Source organism: Candidatus Competibacteraceae bacterium (assembly GCA_016713505.1).
GTDB lineage: Bacteria > Pseudomonadota > Gammaproteobacteria > Competibacterales > Competibacteraceae > Competibacter_A.
The window spans coordinates 2,340,125-2,356,873 of the sequence record JADJPA010000001.1 but is presented as its reverse complement, the minus strand read 5'-3'; the positions used below and the strand labels follow the sequence as shown (position 1 = coordinate 2,356,873).

Annotated in this window: 16 protein-coding genes, 2 tRNA genes and 1 other RNA gene; 15 read left to right on the top strand and 4 right to left on the bottom strand. The window is 62.0% G+C overall.

Translation table 11 applies throughout. The annotated features are described in order from the left end of the window. Positions 1–46 precede the first annotated feature (46 nt). Positions 47–199 (bottom strand): hypothetical protein, encoded by a 153-nt coding sequence (locus IPK09_10745; GenBank protein MBK7984091.1) that lies wholly within the window; start codon positions 197–199, stop codon positions 47–49. A 91-nt stretch (positions 200–290) separates the two neighbouring features. Here IPK09_10745 and IPK09_10740 point away from each other — a divergent pair, with 91 nt between their 5' ends. Together IPK09_10740 and IPK09_10735 are read left to right on the top strand one after the other, a co-directional pair. Continuing rightward, positions 291–764: a DUF4124 domain-containing protein gene (locus tag IPK09_10740; GenBank protein MBK7984090.1), complete on the top strand. Its 474-nt coding sequence runs from the start codon at positions 291–293 to the stop codon at positions 762–764. 29 nt (positions 765–793) lie between these two features. Further along, positions 794–2,515, top strand: coding sequence for a proline--tRNA ligase (locus tag IPK09_10735; protein ID MBK7984089.1), 1,722 nt, complete (start codon positions 794–796; stop codon positions 2,513–2,515). Between the two features lie 279 nt (positions 2,516–2,794). On the opposite strand, the gene IPK09_10730 is transcribed toward IPK09_10735, so the two are convergent. The 3 genes from IPK09_10730 to IPK09_10720 form a co-directional block, all read right to left on the bottom strand. Next, positions 2,795–3,052: an acylphosphatase gene (locus IPK09_10730; GenBank protein MBK7984088.1), complete on the bottom strand. Its 258-nt coding sequence runs from the start codon at positions 3,050–3,052 to the stop codon at positions 2,795–2,797. A 73-nt stretch (positions 3,053–3,125) separates the two neighbouring features. Beyond that, entirely contained in the window at positions 3,126–3,641 is a 516-nt protein-coding gene (locus tag IPK09_10725; protein ID MBK7984087.1) for a TlpA family protein disulfide reductase, read from the bottom strand. A gap of 45 nt (positions 3,642–3,686) precedes the next feature. After that, positions 3,687–3,914 carry a DUF4398 domain-containing protein gene (locus IPK09_10720; protein MBK7984086.1) on the bottom strand — a complete coding sequence of 76 codons (228 nt, stop codon included), beginning with the start codon at positions 3,912–3,914 and terminating at the stop codon, positions 3,687–3,689. Positions 3,915–4,165: 251 nt separating this feature from the next. On the opposite strand from IPK09_10720, the gene wrbA reads away from it, so the two are divergent. The 13 genes from wrbA to dnaX all read left to right on the top strand — a co-directional run bounded on the left by wrbA (position 4,166) and on the right by dnaX (position 16,716). After that, positions 4,166–4,762 (top strand): NAD(P)H:quinone oxidoreductase, encoded by a 597-nt coding sequence (wrbA, locus tag IPK09_10715; GenBank protein ID MBK7984085.1) that lies wholly within the window; start codon positions 4,166–4,168, stop codon positions 4,760–4,762. Then, on the top strand, positions 4,759–5,157 hold the full coding sequence (locus tag IPK09_10710; GenBank protein MBK7984084.1) for a DUF2069 domain-containing protein: 399 nt from the start codon (positions 4,759–4,761) through the stop codon (positions 5,155–5,157). Before wrbA ends, IPK09_10710 begins: the two co-directional genes overlap by 4 nt. 78 nt (positions 5,158–5,235) lie before the next feature. Next, positions 5,236–5,312, top strand: a tRNA-Met gene (locus IPK09_10705). A gap of 207 nt (positions 5,313–5,519) precedes the next feature. Next, complete coding sequence (gene rimP / locus IPK09_10700; protein MBK7984083.1) at positions 5,520–5,978, top strand: ribosome maturation factor RimP; 459 nt, start codon at positions 5,520–5,522, stop codon at positions 5,976–5,978. 37 nt (positions 5,979–6,015) lie between these two features. Further along, complete coding sequence (gene nusA / locus IPK09_10695) at positions 6,016–7,569, top strand: transcription termination/antitermination protein NusA (GenBank protein ID MBK7984082.1); 1,554 nt, start codon at positions 6,016–6,018, stop codon at positions 7,567–7,569. 25 nt (positions 7,570–7,594) lie between these two features. After that, a complete protein-coding gene (gene infB / locus IPK09_10690) occupies positions 7,595–10,396 on the top strand; it encodes a translation initiation factor IF-2 (protein ID MBK7984081.1) in 2,802 nt (933 codons plus the stop codon). Positions 10,397–10,425: 29 nt separating this feature from the next. Continuing rightward, a complete protein-coding gene (rbfA, locus tag IPK09_10685) occupies positions 10,426–10,839 on the top strand; it encodes a 30S ribosome-binding factor RbfA (GenBank protein MBK7984080.1) in 414 nt (137 codons plus the stop codon). Then, a complete protein-coding gene (gene truB, locus IPK09_10680) occupies positions 10,836–11,756 on the top strand; it encodes a tRNA pseudouridine(55) synthase TruB (protein MBK7984079.1) in 921 nt (306 codons plus the stop codon). The genes rbfA and truB overlap by 4 nt, the downstream gene beginning before the upstream one ends. Positions 11,757–11,855: 99 nt before the next feature. Further along, the gene (gene rpsO / locus IPK09_10675) at positions 11,856–12,125 is read left to right on the top strand and encodes a 30S ribosomal protein S15 (protein MBK7984078.1); all 270 of its coding nucleotides are present in this window, start codon (positions 11,856–11,858) and stop codon (positions 12,123–12,125) included. Positions 12,126–12,171: 46 nt separating this feature from the next. Further along, a complete protein-coding gene (gene pnp, locus IPK09_10670; protein ID MBK7984077.1) occupies positions 12,172–14,253 on the top strand; it encodes a polyribonucleotide nucleotidyltransferase in 2,082 nt (693 codons plus the stop codon). Between the two features lie 92 nt (positions 14,254–14,345). After that, positions 14,346–14,435: transfer RNA gene (locus IPK09_10665), tRNA-Ser, on the top strand. 454 nt (positions 14,436–14,889) lie between these two features. Further along, an RNA gene (gene ffs, locus IPK09_10660) (signal recognition particle sRNA small type) lies at positions 14,890–14,986 on the top strand. Between the two features lie 131 nt (positions 14,987–15,117). Next, on the top strand, positions 15,118–16,716 hold the full coding sequence (dnaX, locus tag IPK09_10655; GenBank protein MBK7984076.1) for a DNA polymerase III subunit gamma/tau: 1,599 nt from the start codon (positions 15,118–15,120) through the stop codon (positions 16,714–16,716). The last annotated feature ends 33 nt before the right edge of the window (positions 16,717–16,749 follow it).

Here is a 16,749-nt window from a genome sequence, read left to right as displayed (position 1 = left end):
AAGGATCGCGAAGCGGCAAGACGGATCGGCGCAGGTGATCGACACATCATCGACGGGGCTGGTGGGTGGCCGGGCCGGGATTGCGGTCGGGCGGGGTGACCGCCGCGCGCGGGGGTGGTTCCCGGTGGCGCAACTCGTCGCAAAAGCCGTCGATACATGCTGGGCGCGGGTCTTGCGGGCTGGTTATACTACACGACATTTATTTCGAGCAAAATCCCGTTACGATACTGGGGGAGTATCGCCTGAACGGCATGGTTCTCCCGTGGTTCAGGTCTTTTTGGAGGAATGGCATGTCGAAGCGAGCGTTGTGGTGGGGGTTGATGATCGGTTGCTGGGGTTTCACGCTGGCGGCCCAAGCCCAGCAATTCATCTACAAGTGGACCGATTCGCAGGGGCAGGTCCAGTATTCCGAGCTTGCGCCGCCGACCGGCGTGCAATATGAAATGGTGCGCAAACCGGCTGGAGCGGAACAAAATCCGGAAGCCGCCACCCGCGATTTGAACAAGGAACAGGCCGATCTGGCCAAGCAGGTGGCCGAGCAGGAACAAAAAGACAAACAGCAGGCGGAACAGGCGCAAAAGGAATCCGAAGACGCGCGGACCAAGAATTGCGAAGCCGCCAAGAAAAATCTCAAGATCCTGCAAAGCGACAGTCCGGTGGTCAAGACCGATGCCAAGGGCAACAAGGTCGCGCTCGATCCCCAGCAGCGCGAAGCCGAGCTCAAGAAAGCGCAGAAGGACCAGGACTATTTCTGCAACCCCTGATCGAACGACTGTTGCCCGAGACCGACTTCATGCGCGTATCCCGCTTTCCGCTGTTCACCGTCAAGGAAACTCCGGCCGACGCCGAAGTCGTCAGCCACCAATTGATGCTGCGAGCGGGCCTGATCCGCAAGCTTGCCGCCGGCATTTATACCTGGCTGCCCTTGGGGTTGCGGGTGCTGCGCAAGGTCGAGACGGTGGTGCGCGAGGAGATGGACCGGGCCGGCGCGCTGGAGTTGTTCATGCCCGCGGTACAGCCGGCCGAGCTGTGGCAGGAGTCCGGCCGCTGGCAACAATATGGCCCGGAACTGTTGCGGATCGCAGACCGACACAAACGCGATTTCTGTTTCGGCCCGACTCACGAGGAAGTCATCACCGAACTGTTCCGGCGCGAGATCAAAAGCTACAAACAGCTACCGGTCAACTTCTATCAGATTCAGACCAAGTTCCGCGATGAAATCCGGCCGCGCTTCGGGGTGATGCGAGCGCGGGAATTCTTGATGAAGGACGCTTATTCCTTCGACCTCGATCAGGCGTCCTTGCAGGCCAGCTACCAGGCCATGTACGACGCCTACGTCCGCATTTTCACCCGGCTGGGCTTGAAATTTCGGGCGGTGCTGGCCGATTCCGGCAGCATCGGCGGCAGCCGCTCGCAGGAATTTCACGTGCTGGCGGATTCCGGCGAGGACGCCATCGCCTTTTCCACCGCGAGCGATTATGCCGCCAACGTCGAACTGGCCGAGGCGCTGCCGCCGGCGGGAGCGCGGCCGGCGCCGGGTGAGGCGCTGACGCGGGTGCGGACGCCTGGCGTCAAGACCATCGCCGAACTGTGCGACTTTCTGAAACTGCCGGCCGAACGGACGGTAAAAGCCATCGTCGTGGATGGGACGGACGGGCGGCCGGTGTTGCTGTTGGTCCGGGGCGATCATGAATTAAACGCTATCAAGGCGGCGAAATTGCCTCAGGTCGAGGTTCCGCTGGCGTTTGCCAGTCCTGAGGCCATCCGCGCCGCCTTCGGCGCCAGCCCCGGCTCGCTGGGACCGGTCGGCTTCACCGGCGCGATCGTCGCCGACCGCACCGTCGCGAAGATGGCCGATATGGCGGTCGGCGCCAATACCGATGACTGGCATCTGACCGGCGTCAATTTCGGCCGCGACTGCCCGGAACCCGAAGTCGCCGATCTGCGCAACGTGGTCGAAGGCGATCCCAGTCCCGACGGGCGCGGCGTGCTGGCCATCGCGCGCGGCATCGAAGTCGGCCACGTTTTTCAACTGGGTCAGAAATACAGCACCGCCATGAATGCGGTGGTGTTAGGTGAAGACGGCCAGCCGACGACAGTGACCATGGGGTGCTACGGTATCGGGGTGTCGCGGGTGGTGGCGGCCGCCATCGAGCAGAATCACGACGCGCGCGGCATCATCTGGCCCGCCGCGATGGCGCCGTTTCAAGTCGCGTTGCTGCCCGTGGGCGCCAACCGCTCCGACCTCGTGCGCGAAACCGCCGCAACGCTTCATCGAGAATTGCTGGCCGCCGGGATCGAAGCGTTGCTGGATGATCGGGATGTCCGACCCGGCGTCATGTTCGCCGATATGGAGCTGATCGGCATTCCGTATCGGGTGGTGATCAGCGAACGCAATTTGGCCAATGACCAATTAGAGTGTCGCGGCCGGTGTGATGCTGAGCCCGTGCTGGTCGCTCGAAGGCAATTGCTGGAGTGGTTGACGGCGCGCTTGACGCCGGCGCGCGACGCCTAAGCTTGTCGGAGAGCGAAGGCTGTCAGCGCCAAGCCTGTGGATAACTTTGTGGATAACTTCTGGCCGTAGTGTCTAACTCCATGTCGCCATTGCCAAAATAGTGATGGGCCGCTTTATTTGTCGTCTTTATTATTATGATATTTATCAATGAGTTAATCATAAACATTGGAATTTTACCCAGTTTTTGGCGACGGCGAGCCGTTAGGGTATCATAAATTAGACAGTTTATAAGCCTGTGGATAATTCAAGGGTCGCTCCGAAATTTTTGCAGCAAGGCGCTCAGTCGATTCGGAAGTCGTGAAAATTCTGATGGGGTAGGGTATCGCAGCGAACGTCGCTGACCCGCGCCAGTTGGGGGCCTTGCCAGAGCCAGTCGCGCAAGGCGGTCACCGCTCTTTCTTCGCCGCAGGCCAGCACCTCCACCCGGCGGTCCGGCAGATTGCGGACATAGCCGGTCACGCCAAGCGCGGAGGCTTTTTCAGCGGTGGCATAGCGAAAGCCGACGCCCTGGACGCGGCCGGACACATAACAGCGCATACACAGCGTTTTCACGAACTCTCCTCGACGCTCGAAGTGATGGCATGGTGACTGGCGAGCGCCGCGCCAGGGATTAAGGGGCGGCAGCGCCCGCTTTTTCTTGAGCGGCCAGACGCTCGGCCAGCATGGTGGCGTTTACGGAACCCAAGTGGCTATCAACCAGTTTGCCGGCGGGCGAAATCAAAAAGGTGGTGGGCAGACCTTTCAGATCGAACCCCGGAATGGGGTTGCCGCCGCTCAACGCAATAGGGAAAGTGACGGCGAGCTGATCGGTGAAGACACGGACTTCGTTAGGGCCTAGATTTTCGAAATTGATGCCGACCACCGTGGCGCGGTTGCGGTTCTTCTCATAAAACTCTTGTAATTCGGGCATTTCCAGCAGACAGGGCGAACACCAAGAAGCCCAAAAATTGACGATGACCCACCGGCCACGAAAATCGGCCAAGCGCACGGGCTGTTGGTTCAAACCCGGCAGGGAGAAATCCAGCGCTTGAGCGAGGGCGGAGCCAAGCACCGCCGATAGCAACATCGGCACCAGCAGCGCCCGAAAAACCAGCGGGTTATGGAAGGGAGCGAGAGTGGCGAGCATGTCAGACGTCTGAATTATGGTGGGAGCCAGCGCCGGAACGGAAGCCTAGGGAGGCGCGAGCTGAATCGGACTGGGTTGCAGGGCCTTCTCTCGGGCTCTGATCGCCTGATCGCGCGCTTCCAGAGCAAACTGTTTGGCGGCGTCATAAGAACCGGCTCTCAAACGTTTCTGTGCTTCCTGCAACAGACGCTGGGACGCTGCAAGACTGTCTGGGGAACGCTGGGCCGCACCCGCCGCCTCGGCCGAGCGGATGGCCTGACGGGCGTCGCTCATCTCTTGTACTGGGGCGACCGCACAGGCCGTCAACCATAGAGTGGCAATGGCAAGTGGCGTGAGTTTGATGGTCAAGAGTCTGAAAAAACAGCAAGGTTACCGCATTCAGCGGCTGATCGGTGGTTTGAGACGCAAGCTAGCATCGGTGGCCGAGGCCGTCAAGATGGTAGGCGACAGCGGCCGGCAAACCGTAGTGTCGAACGGATTTTCCAAAATCGCCGCCGGCTCGATATCAGGAGAAACACAAGACGATGCCCGAAATACTGATCCTGTACTACAGCCGCACCGGAGGGACCGCTGCAATGGCGCGGCAGGTCGCGCGGGGGGTCGAGGAGGTGGAGACCATGACCGCGCGCTTGCGCGCCGTACCGCCGGTTTCGGCCGTCTGTGAGGCGCTGGAGGAGGAGATTCCGGCGGCCGGTCCCCCCTATGCCAGCCTGAATGACTTGCGCGAGTGCGCCGGGTTGGCGCTGGGCAGTCCGACCCGCTTCGGCAATATGGCCGCGCCGCTCAAGTATTTTTTGGACGCCACCGGCAGCCTCTGGTTGGCGGGCGCGCTTTCGGGCAAGCCGGCGGCGGTTTTTACCTCGGCCTCGACCCTGCACGGCGGTCACGAATCGACCTTGTTGAGCATGATGCTGCCGCTGTTGCATCACGGCATGATGGTGGTCGGCCTGCCGTATACCGAACCGGCGCTGAGCGCCACGCGCGGCGGCGGTACTCCTTATGGCCCCAGCCATTGGTCGGGTTTGGAGGCTGGAAATGTCCTCGGCGCCGAAGAAAAGCAGTTATGCCGCGCCCTGGGGCGTCGGCTGGCGGACATCGCGCGCCGCTTGGCGGGCGCATGAGCCGCTTCTGGCACGCGGTTACGCTGGTGGGCTATTTTGGCCTGTTTGCGCTGCTGCTGCTGTGGTTTGCTTGGCTGGAACCTTCGAAGCGGGTTCCGGTCTCACTGGTTCTGGTGTTGTTGGTCGGGCCGTTATTGCTGCCGTTGCGCGGCTTGTTGTACGGTCGGCCTTATACTTGCGCTTGGAGCAGTTTTCTCGCGCTGTTCTATTTCTCGGCGGGGGTTTTCAGCGCGGCCGGGCCGATGCGGCGGCCTTGGTTGGCTTGGTTGGAAATCGGTTTTAGCCTCTTGCTGTTTTGGGGCGCGGTTTTCTATGTGCGGGCGCGCCGCGTTCGGAAGGCGGATACGTCGCGGAGCGAGGCCGCCGTCACCCTCCAAGGCACCGATCGCGATTGACCGGCCGAGTGGGACCCTAAAAACCTCGTTATGCCCTTGCTTGCAAGGGGTACGCGATGTTATCCTAGCAAGCTCAGATGCGGGGTGGAGCAGTCCGGTAGCTCGTCGGGCTCATAACCCGAAGGTCGTAGGTTCAAATCCTGCCCCCGCTACCATGTTTCAAGGAAGCCCGAAGAGGGCTTTTTTTATGCGGTCGACTCCATCGGCTTCGCGCTAGCCGGCGAAGGCTGGAGCACCGGCCGGAGTTGCGGCAGCGGCCAGCAGCATAGAGCGTCGAATGTCGATGCTGTCTGTGCCCCGAAGTTCAACAGAGTTGGCGAACGAGTGGGCCGCGGGCCCATTTTTTGTTTCCGGTGTTCGAGATGCGCCAGGACCTGCAAAAGCTGAGACGGGTGTTAGCGGCCGTGGTCGAAACCTTAGGTTATGAACTGGTCGGGATAGAGTTCCATCCCCGGCGTGATGGTTCCCTGTTGCGGGTCTATATCGACGGTGAGAACGGTATCGGTTTGGCGGACTGCCAGCGGGTCAGCCATCAGCTCAGCGGCGTGTTGGATGTCGAGGATCCGATCGCGGAACGATATACCCTGGAGGTTTCCTCACCCGGATTGGATCGCCCCCTGTGCGAACCTGGGCACTTTGTCCGCTTTGCCGGTTCGCAGGTGCGGATTCAACTGCGGGAGCTGCTGGACGGACGGCGAAAACTGCTCGGACGCCTGCTGGGAATGCAAGCCGACGACGTGGTGATCGTTGACAGCGAGGGACGGGAATGGCGGGTGCCACTGGAGCGAATTGAAAAAGCGCGCCTGGTCCCCGAACTTTAAAGCGGGATGGCGGGATCCGGCTAGGAGGCAGAACGACATGCGCGTTAAAGACAGCAAAGACAGCAAAGACAGCAAAGACAGCAAAGAAGGCAACAAGGAGATCCTGCTGGTGGTGGACGCCGTCTCCAATGAAAAAGGAGTCGGCAAGGAAATCATTTTCGGCGCCTTGGAGCTGGCGTTGGCTTCGGCCGCGAAAAAGCGCTATGAGGGCGATCCCGACGTGCGGGTGGTCATCAACCGGCGAACGGGCAATTATGAGACCTTCCGGCGCTGGCAGGTGGTGGCCGACGGCGCGCAGATCGAGAGTCCGGACCGGCAAGTGATTTTGGCCGAGGCGCGCGGCATCCAAGCGGATGTCGAAATCGGCGGCTACATCGAAAGTCTCTTGGAAAACGCCGATTTCGGCGGTCGCATCGCCGCCCAGACCGCCAAGCAGGTGATCGTCCAGAAAGTGCGAGACGCCGAGCGCGCGCAGATTGTGGAAGCTTACCTGCACCGGAAAGGCGAACTGATCAGCGGCATGGTCAAGCGGCTGGAGCGCGGCGATGTGATCATCGACGTCGGCGGCAACGTCGAGGCCAAGATCGCGCGCGAAGACCTCAATCCTCGCGAGTCGTTTCGCAACGGCGAGCGAGTGCGGGGCTATCTCAAGGATGTCCGCATCGAGAGTCGCGGCCCCCAGCTCTTCATCAGTCGGGTGGCGCCGGAATTTTTGATCGCCCTGTTCACCTTGGAGGTGCCCGAAATCAACCAGGGCATCATCGAAATCAAAGGCGCGGCCCGCGATCCTGGTTCGCGCGCCAAGATCGCCGTCAAGAGCAAGGATGCCCGCATCGATCCGGTGGGGGCCTGCGTGGGCATGCGCGGCGCGCGGGTGCAAAGCGTGACCAACGAATTGAGCGGCGAACGCATCGATATCGTGCAATGGGACGACGATCCGATCCGTTTCGTCATGAACGCCATGGCGCCGGCGGAGGTCGATTCCATCATCGTCGACGAGGATACCCACGGCATGGATATCATCGTCTCCGATGAAAAGCAGCTGGCTCAGGCCATCGGGAAAGGCGGCCAAAACGTGCAACTGGCCAGCCGGCTCACCGGTTGGACCTTGAACGTGATGACCAAGGCCCAGTCTCAGGCCAAGCGCGGCCAGGAAGACGAAGCCTTGCAGCACATGTTCGTGGAGCAGCTGGGCGTGGACGACGAGATTGCCGGGATTTTGGTGCGCGAAGGTTTTGCGGGTTTGGATGAGGTGGCCTACGTGCCGGCGCATGAGATGCTGGAGATCGCGGAATTCGATGAAGAGATCGTGGAAGAGTTGCGGGGGCGGGCGCGCGACGTGCTGCTGACGCGGGCGATCGCCGCGGAAGAGCAGTTCAGCAGCACGCCTCCGGCCGAAGATTTATTGCGGATGGAAGGAATGGACGAAGAGTTGGCTTTTTTGTTGGCAAGCCGTGGCATTGCAACGATGGACGATTTGGCCGAACTTTCGGTCGACGATCTCAATGAGATTGCGGGACTGGATGACGAGCGAGCAGCGAAATTGATCATGACGGCGCGGGCGCCTTGGTTTTCGAAGAACGAACGGTAGGACCGGCTCGTCCTGGGGGTGGTAAATGACGCAAGTAACGGTCAAGCAGTTTGCGACGGATGTGGGGATACCGGTGGATCGCCTTTTGGAGCAATTTACCGAAGCCGGGATCGCGGTTGTCGGGGTGGACGCCACGATCACGGAAAAACAGAAAGTGGATTTGCTGGCGCACCTGCGGAAAAGTCATGGGAGTCGGTTAGTGCAAGGCGCGGCGGAGCCCAGGAAGATCACGCTCAAGCGCAAGACCCACAGCGAAATTAAAATGTCGGGCGGCATGGCCGGTCAGGTCAAGACCGTCAGCATCGAGGTGCGCAAGAAGCGTACCTATGTCAAGCGCAGCCTGATGGAAGAAGGAGCACCCCGCCTGCGTGAGCTTGAGGAGCCAGCCGTTGCGCCGGTCGCGAGCTCGGATGAGGCCGGCGAGGAGCGCCGTCACGACGAGATCGCGTTGGACCAGAGCCCGCTGGAAGCACCGGCGCTTCACGAACAGCAGGAAGCAACGCATCGGATCGAGGAAGAAGCCCGCCGGCTGCAAGCCGAGGAAGAGGCCCGTCGTCTCCAGCTTGAGGCGGAAGAACACGCGCGTCAGCTTGAAGAAGAGCGCGCCCGTCGCCGGCCCGAGGCCGTTGTCGAGCCTCAAGCCGAACGGCGCGATCGCCCGTCGGTGGAACCGCTCGTGGACGCTCAGCCGGTTGAAAGCCCGACCTATCGCGCGCCCGATGCAGGTTCAGCAAGTCCCCAGACCCTCCAGCGCCCTGTCGAGGCCGGAGCATCCGCCGCCGCCGCCAGAACCAAAAAGCAGTCTGGACCCATCCTCGAAACCAAGGTGGGAAAGAAGCGTGCCGAACCCCCTCGGGCTGCGGGCAAACCGCGTGGCGACATCCCTGGTATTGCGAATGCCTCGGCGCCGCGCCGGGAAGAAGGGCAGGACGACGAGCGGTTTGCGCCGCAGCGGCGTGGCGACGTGCAGCAGATTTTGGATAAGGCGGACCGGCGCAAGCCTAAAAAAGGCAAGGGCGGCAAGACTCCCGCGTCGGCGCTGGCGCCGCGCCACAGCTTCGCCAAACCCACCGCGCCGATGGTGCGCGAGGTGATCATTCCTGAAACGATCAGCGTCGCCGATCTGGCGCAGAAGATGTCGGTCAAGGCGACCGAGGTCATCAAGGCTTTTCTGAAGATGGGGTTGATGGTCACCATCAACCAGATGATCGATCAAGATACCGCCGCGCTCGCCGTGTCTGAAATGGGCCACTCCTATAAGCTGTTGAAGGAAAACGCCCTGGAAGAGGAGCTGGCCGCCGAGACCAACCGTGGAGAAGCGCTGCCGCGACCGCCGGTAGTGACGATCATGGGCCATGTGGACCACGGCAAGACCTCGCTGCTCGACTACATTCGCCGCACGCGGGTGGCCGCTGGCGAGGCTGGGGGGATTACCCAGCACATCGGCGCCTATCACGTGCGCACGCCCAAAGGCGTGATCACCTTTCTCGACACGCCCGGTCACGCCGCCTTCACCGCCATGCGCGCGCGCGGGGCCAAGGCCACCGATGTGGTGGTGCTGGTGGTGGCGGCCGATGACGGCGTGATGCCGCAAACCGTGGAAGCGATCCAGCACGCCCGCGCCGCGGCCGTGCCGGTGGTGGTGGCGGTCAACAAGATGGATAAGTCCAGCGCCGATCCAGAGCGCGTCAAGAGCGAGTTGTCGGCGCAGGGCGTCATCTCGGAAGAATGGGGGGGCGATACGCTGTTTACCTACGTATCGGCCAAATCCGGTGCCGGCGTGGATGATTTGCTGGATCAGATCCTGGTGCAGGCCGAGGTGCTGGAGCTGAAAGCGCCGGTCGAAGGCGCCGCCAAAGGCGTGGTGATCGAGTCGCGGTTGGATAAGGGCCGTGGTCCGGTGGCGACGGTCTTGGTGCACGGCGGCACCTTGCGCAAGGGCGATATGGTCTTGAGCGGCCTCGAATACGGCCGGGTGCGCGCCATGCTCGACGAGACCGGCCAGAACGTCGGCGAGGCCGGGCCCTCGATTCCAGTCGAGGTGCTCGGTCTGTCCGGGGCGCCGCGGGCCGGCGACGAGCTGGTGGTGGTCGCCGACGAACGCAAGGCGCGCGAAATCGCCTTGTTCCGGCAGAACAAGGCGCGCGAGGAGCAGGCCAGGAAGCCCGCCATCAGCCTGGATGACATTTCCAAACAGTTCGAAGCCGGCCAAGTCAACGTGCTGAACGTGGTGCTCAAGGCCGACGTGCAAGGCTCCACCGAAGCCATCGTCGATGCCTTGGCGCGCCTGTCCACCGAGGAGGTGCAGGTCAAGATCATCGCCAGCGGGGTCGGCGGCATCAACGAATCGGATGTCAACTTGGCCCGCAACGCCAAAGCCATCATCATCGGCTTCAACGTGCGCGCCGACAGCCTCGCCAAGAAGCTGGCCGAGGAGGAAGGACTCAAGCTGCACTATTACAGCGTCATCTACGAACTCATCGACGATGTGAAACGGGCGATGGTGGGGATGCTCAAACCCGAATTCAAGGAGGAAATCATCGGTTTGGCCGAGGTCCGGCAGGTGTTCCGCTCGCCCAAGTTCGGCGTGGTGGCCGGTTGCATGGTGGTCGAGGGGACCGTCCGCCGCAACAACCCGATTCGGGTGCTGCGCCATAACGTAGTGATCTTCGAAGGCGCTTTGGATTCGTTGCGTCGCTTCAAGGACGATGTGGGCGAGGTGCGCGCCGGCATGGAGTGCGGCATGGGCGTGCGCAATTACAACGATATCCACGAAGGCGATCACATCGAGGTCTTCGAGCGGGTGCAGGTGGAGCGCACGCTCTAGCGCCAGTTTTTGCCTCGGATGGAACGAGCATGAAAGCATTTCCCCGCACCCGGCGGATCGGCGAGCAAATCCGGCGCGAGCTGGCCGAGCTGATCCGCGACGAACTGCGCGACCCGCGGTTGACCTTGATTTCCATGACCAGCGTCGAGGTGAGCCGCGATCTGGCTCATGCCCGAATTTACGTTACGCTGATGGGCGATCCGGCCGAACGCGCCGAACGGGTGGCCGATTTGAACCACGCCGCGCCGCTGTTGCGGCGGGAACTGGGCCGGCGGATGCGCATTCGCACCGTGCCGAAACTGGAGTTTCGCTACGATGAGGTGGTGGAGCACGGCGCGCGGCTGTCGGCGTTGATCGACGCGGCGGTGGCCGCCGATGCGGGCCGGCATCACGACGGTTCAGACGCGGCCACCGATCCAGCGGCTTCAGAGGACCCCGCGTGACGGAGCGTATCCGTCGTTCGGTCGACGGCGTGCTGTTGTTGGACAAGCCGGTCGGTCTGACCTCCAACGCTGCGTTGCAAACGGTCAAGCGGTTGTATCAGGCCAAGAAAGCGGGCCATACCGGCAGCCTCGACCCGTTGGCCAGCGGCCTGTTGCCGATTTGCCTGGGCGAGGCGACCAAACTGTCCGGCTTGTTGCTGAATGCGGATAAGACCTACCGGTTCACCTGTCGGTTGGGCGTCACCACCACCACCGGCGATGCCGAAGGCGAGATCATCGCCAGCCGGCCGGTCGGCTCGTTGGACCGCGCGCGGATCGACGCCGCGTTGCGCCAGTTCGTCGGACCGATCCAGCAGATCCCGCCGATGTATTCGGCGGTGAAACGCGACGGCCAGCCGCTCTACAAGCTGGCGCGCCGGGGCATCGAGGTCGAGCGGGCGCCGCGCGAGGTCACCGTCCATGAATTGCGCTTGTTGCGCCAGGATGCCGAGGAGCTGGAATGCGAGCTGCGCTGCTCCAAGGGAACCTACGTGCGGACGCTGGCGGCCGATCTCGGCGCGGCGCTGGGATGCGGCGGGCATGTTTCGGCCTTGCGGCGGATTGCGGTGGAGCCGTATGACGCCGCGCGAATGATAGCGCTAGAGGCGCTGCGCGAGTGCGCCGAACGGGAAGGGCCGACGGCGTTGGATTGCTGGCTGTTGCCGTTGGACAGCACCGTGGCCCACTGGCCGGCGATTCGGGTTGCGGGCGATTCCGCCTTTTACCTGCGACAAGGTCAGGCGGTGCTGGTGCCGCGCGCGCCCGCTCAGGGCTGGGTGCGTTTATACGAGGGAGAACAGCGGTTTCTGGGGATCGGCGAGATTCTTGACGACGGCCGGGTCGCGCCGCGCCGCTTGGTGAAATGTCGGGACGCTTGAGATGAGCGATGGGCTTGCTTGTTGATTGTTCTCAGTGCGGTTACCATTCATCATTTAACTTTATGACTTGTTTGAATCTGAATTGGAGAGTTTTATTCGATGCCGCTCACTACCGAACTAAAGGCCCAAGTCGTGCAGGGATACCAGCGCGGCCCCGGCGATACGGGTTCGCCGGAAGTGCAGGTTGCGTTGCTGACCAATCGCATCAACGGCTTGCAGTCGCATTTCGGCGATCACAAGAAAGACCATCATTCGCGGCGCGGACTGCTGAAAATGGTCAACCAGCGCCGCAAGCTACTGGATTATCTCAAGAAAAAGGATCTACAGCGCTATCAGGAGCTTATCGGTCGCCTCGGCCTGCGCCGCTGAGCCTTTCGCCTTTTATCGTCGGTCTTTCGTTGCAAAGGACGCTTTCGTGACGCCTATCAAGAAGACATTTCAGTACGGTCAGCATACGGTAACCTTGGAAACCGGCGAAATTGCCCGGCAGGCCAGCGGTGCGGTGCTGGTGAACATGGCCGATACCGTGGTGCTGGTCACCATGGTGGCCGCCCAGGACACCGAGGAGGGCCGGGATTTTCTCCCGCTGCGCGTGGATTATCAGGAGCGCAGCTATGCGGCGGGCCGGATTCCGGGCGGCTTTTTCCGGCGCGAGGGCCGCCCCTCCGAAAGCGAGACCTTGACCGCCCGGCTGATCGACCGGCCGTTGCGGCCGTTGTTTCCGCACGGTTTCACCAACGATTCCCAGATCGTCGCCACCCTGGTTTCTCTCAACAGCCAGGTCGATCCAGAGATTCCGGCGCTGCTTGGCGCTTCGGCGGCGGTGGCGTTGTCAGGCGTGCCGTTTCAAGGCCCGATCGGAGCGGCGCGGGTCGGCTATCTCGACGGTCAATACCTGCTGAACCCTACCCGTCGCGAGTTGAAAAGCTCGCAATTGGATTTGGTGGTGGCCGGCACCGAGCGCGCGGTGTTGATGGTCGAATCCGAGGCCGAGCAGTTGTCCGAGGAGGTCATGCTGGGCGCGGTGATGTTCGGCCACGAACAGATGCAGGTCGCCATTCGCGCCATCAAGGAATTGGTGGCGGAAGCTGGCGTCCAGCCCTGGAACTGGCAGCCGCCGGCTGACGATGAGGCGCTGGCCGGCGCGGTGCGCGCCGCCGCCGAGGCCGAGCTGCTAGAAGCCTATAAAATTCCTGAGAAACTGGCTCGCCAGCAGCGGGTGCACGAGGTCCAGAACCAACTGACCGCGCGCCTGAACGAGCAGGAACCCGGACGCTGGCCGGCATCGGCTATCGGCAACGCCTTCTCGGCGTTGGAAAAGAGCTTGGTGCGGGGCCGCATCCTGTCGGAGCAGCCCCGCATCGACGGCCGCGACACGCGCACGGTGCGGCCGATCACGGTTCGGGTGGGCGTGCTGCCGCGCACCCATGGTTCGGCGCTGTTCACGCGCGGCGAAACGCAGGCCCTGGTGGTGACCACGCTCGGCACCGACAAGGACGCCCAGATCATCGACGCCATCGAGGGCGAGTACCGCCAGCCGTTTCTGTTTCACTACAATTTCCCGCCGTACTCGGTCGGCGAAACCGGCATGGTCGGTAGCCCCAAGCGCCGGGAAGTCGGTCACGGGCGGTTGGCCAAACGCGGCGTGCAGGCGGTGATGCCGGAACCTGCCGCGTTTCCTTACACGGTGCGGGTGGTCTCGGAAATCACCGAATCCAACGGCTCCAGTTCGATGGCCTCGGTCTGCGGCGCCAGTTTGTCGCTGATGGATGCCGGCGTGCCGATCAAGGCCCCGGTGGCCGGCATCGCCATGGGCCTGATCAAGGAAGCCGACCGCTTTGCGGTGCTGACCGACATCATCGGCGACGAAGATCATCTGGGCGATATGGATTTCAAGGTGGCGGGCACCACCACCGGCGTCACCGCTTTGCAAATGGACATCAAGATCGACGGCATCACCCGCGACATCATGGAGCGGGCGCTGGCGCAGGCCCGTGAAGGCCGCTTGCACATCTTGGGCAAGATGGCCGAAGTCATCACCCAGTCGCGCGGTGAGCTGTCCCAGCACGCGCCGCGTTTCACCACCTTGCGCATCAACCCCGAAAAGATTCGCGACGTGATCGGCAAGGGCGGCGTGACCATCCGCGCCATCACCGAAGAAACCGGCACCACCATCGACATCGCCGACGACGGCACCATCAAGATCGCCGCGGTGGACAAGGAGGCCGGCGACGAAGCGCGCCGCCGCATCGAGCAGATCACCGCCGATGTCGAAGTAGGTCAGATCTATGAGGGTAAGGTGGTCCGTATCATGGATTTCGGCGCGTTCGTGGCGATTCTGCCCGGTCGCGACGGCATGGTGCACATCTCGCAGATTTGCGACGAGCGCGTGCAAAGCGTCAGCGATAAGTTGGCGGTGGGCGATACCGTCAAGGTCAAGGTGCTGGAGATCGACAAGCAGGGCCGCGTCCGTTTGAGCATGAAGGGGCTGAACTGAGGCGGGAAGCGGCGGTTCGAGGCGTTCTTGCTTCAGCGCGGCCGATTCGGGTAGTCTTAGCCGCCTTGTGGTAGGAGAAATCAAGACAGTTTGGAGAGATGGCCGAGCGGTCGAAGGCGCAGCACTGGAAATGCTGTTTAGGGGTGACTCTAACGAGGGTTCGAATCCCTCTCTCTCCGCCAAAAAGTCTTCCGTAGCCGTCCGCTGCGGATCTGAGAACCCGCCAAGCGCGGGTTTTTTGATGCCCTTTCAAAGGCATCAAAAAATAGGCGACCCATCGAAAATTGAAGCGACAATCGAACCATGAGATATATCGCCATCGCCGTGCTATTGGCTATCCTGGTGGGAGCCGTCATGCAGTACCTTAACGCTGACGGTAGCCCGCCGCCTTCCGAGCAAAAGTCAGGTTGGATGCAGCGCTGATCCTGCGGTGCCCCTCTATCGACACCTCATGGCCTGATCAACTATCATGAAGCCACCGAACGGCGGGGTGAACCGAAGTCGGGTTTTCCAGGATCACTGACGGTCTCCGGTGGCGGAGTCAAGCAGCGACTGCCTTGGACTCTTTAACCGCCTCTCCCGCCGATTTTCCGCGAGGCGCCGAACGCTCCTTCAATCGGTTTCAATGGTGGCCCGTATCGGTCCCCCCGCGACGACAAGCTGTGAACCCCGTCAGGCCCGGAAGGGAGCAGCGGCAGCAGTGGCCTCGGGCGCCGGGGTGTGGCTGGTAGGGGCCGCCACCCTTTCCAAAACACCCAGTGCTTCACACCAAGCGGAACCTTCATCGATGCCCCGCTGTTTTTGTTTCCAACTTTCCTTATCCAGCCGAGCGCGAGTCGCTCTTTCAACGCGGCGGGCCGGTGCATGAGCTATCAGGTTTTGGCCCGCAAATGGCGGCCCCGAACCTTTCATGAACTGGTCGGCCAGGAGCACGTAGTCCGCGCCCTGACCAACGCCCTCGACCGCCAGCGCTTGCATCATGCTTTCTTATTCACCGGCACCCGCGGGGTGGGCAAGACCACCATCGCCCGAATTTTCGCCAAGTCGTTGAATTGCGAAACGGGCATCTCTTCCACGCCCTGCGGTAAATGCGGCGCTTGCCGGGAAATCGACGGTGGCCGGTTCGTGGACTTAATCGAAGTGGACGCCGCGTCCCGCACCAAGGTCGAGGACACTCGCGATCTGTTGGAAAACGTGCAGTACGCACCCAGCCGGGGCCGTTTCAAGGTGTACCTGATCGACGAGGTGCACATGCTGTCCACCCACAGCTTCAACGCGCTGTTGAAGACGCTGGAAGAACCGCCGCCGCATGTGAAATTCCTGCTGGCGACCACCGATCCCCAGAAGCTGCCGGTCACCGTTCTGTCGCGCTGTCTGCAATTCAGCCTCAAACGGCTGCCGGCGGCGCTGATCGCCGCTTATCTCGCCAAGGTGTTGGCGGATGAAGAGATTCCATGCGAAGCAGAGGCGTTGCGGCTGATCGCTCGCGCCGGCGATGGCAGTATGCGCGATGCGTTAGGCTTGTTGGATCAGGCCATCGCGTTCGGCGCGGGCCGAGTGGAGCGGAGCGCGGCCGCCGTCATGCTGGGTGATATCGACCGGCGCTGGGTGGTGAGCTTGCTGGAAGCGCTGGCGGTTAACGATGCCGCGGTGCTCCTACAACGGGTGGCGGAACTGGACGAAGCCGCGCCCGATTACGCAACGGTGCTAGCCGACTTGCTGTCGTTGCTGCAACAGGTGGCGCTGGTCCAGGCCGTACCTGATGCCGCACCCACGGATGGGATGGCCGATGCGGAGACGCTGGCGCGGTTGGCTAAAACGCTGTCGCCGGAAGATATCCAGCTCTTTTATCAGATCGCTTTGCTGGGACGGCGCGATTTGCCGTTGGCGCCTGAGCCGCGCGGCGGTTTTGAGATGGTACTGTTGCGGATGCTGTGTTTTCGGCCGACAGCTTTGGAGACGAAGCCGTCGGCAGCCGCGCCTGAAACTCGCAACATGTCGCGGCGCGCGATTCAGCCTTCCACGCCGCTCGCGGCGGCATCCACCCCGTCCGCCTCGCTCGCGGCGGTGCCCGCACTAGCGATTTCGGAATGGGAGACGTTGATAAAACAATTAAATTTGAACGCCAGGGAAAAGAGCTTGGCGTCAAATTGCGAGTTGATAGCGCATGAAGGCAGTCGTTTTGAATTGAAATTGGAGCCCAGCCTTCAGCCGATGTTGAACGCGCATGTCAAGGAGCGCTTGAAAAATGCCTTGGAACAGCACTTCGGCGGTGTCATCGATCTAAAGTTCCAGTTTGGCAAGGTCAATGCGACCCCTGAAATCCAACGCCAACAACAGCAAGACGAGCGGCAAAAAGCGGCTGCCGAACGCGTCGATGAGGATCCGCACATGCGGGACATGCAGGAAATCTTCGGCGCGCGCATCATGGCGGTTCGCCCGCTCGACGATGCCGGTGGCTGACGGATCCGCAGCTTGCGGCGGTCAATAACGATT

What these genes read in the sequence shown, in the direction of transcription:
- IPK09_10730 (MBK7984088.1), bottom strand. Translation starts at nt 3,052, where the DNA reads ATGCGCTGTTATGTGTCCGGCCGCGTCCAGGGCGTCGGCTTTCGCTAT.
- dnaX (MBK7984076.1), top strand. Translation starts at nt 15,118, where the DNA reads ATGAGCTATCAGGTTTTGGCCCGCAAATGGCGGCCCCGAACCTTTCAT.
- IPK09_10725 (MBK7984087.1), bottom strand. Translation starts at nt 3,641, where the DNA reads ATGCTCGCCACTCTCGCTCCCTTCCATAACCCGCTGGTTTTTCGGGCG.
- IPK09_10740 (MBK7984090.1), top strand. Translation starts at nt 291, where the DNA reads ATGTCGAAGCGAGCGTTGTGGTGGGGGTTGATGATCGGTTGCTGGGGT.
- wrbA (MBK7984085.1), top strand. Translation starts at nt 4,166, where the DNA reads ATGCCCGAAATACTGATCCTGTACTACAGCCGCACCGGAGGGACCGCT.
- nusA (MBK7984082.1), top strand. Translation starts at nt 6,016, where the DNA reads ATGCGCGTTAAAGACAGCAAAGACAGCAAAGACAGCAAAGACAGCAAA.
- rpsO (MBK7984078.1), top strand. Translation starts at nt 11,856, where the DNA reads ATGCCGCTCACTACCGAACTAAAGGCCCAAGTCGTGCAGGGATACCAG.
- IPK09_10710 (MBK7984084.1), top strand. Translation starts at nt 4,759, where the DNA reads ATGAGCCGCTTCTGGCACGCGGTTACGCTGGTGGGCTATTTTGGCCTG.
- IPK09_10720 (MBK7984086.1), bottom strand. Translation starts at nt 3,914, where the DNA reads ATGAGCGACGCCCGTCAGGCCATCCGCTCGGCCGAGGCGGCGGGTGCG.
- infB (MBK7984081.1), top strand. Translation starts at nt 7,595, where the DNA reads ATGACGCAAGTAACGGTCAAGCAGTTTGCGACGGATGTGGGGATACCG.
- IPK09_10745 (MBK7984091.1), bottom strand. Translation starts at nt 199, where the DNA reads ATGTCGTGTAGTATAACCAGCCCGCAAGACCCGCGCCCAGCATGTATC.
- rimP (MBK7984083.1), top strand. Translation starts at nt 5,520, where the DNA reads ATGCGCCAGGACCTGCAAAAGCTGAGACGGGTGTTAGCGGCCGTGGTC.
- IPK09_10735 (MBK7984089.1), top strand. Translation starts at nt 794, where the DNA reads ATGCGCGTATCCCGCTTTCCGCTGTTCACCGTCAAGGAAACTCCGGCC.
- rbfA (MBK7984080.1), top strand. Translation starts at nt 10,426, where the DNA reads ATGAAAGCATTTCCCCGCACCCGGCGGATCGGCGAGCAAATCCGGCGC.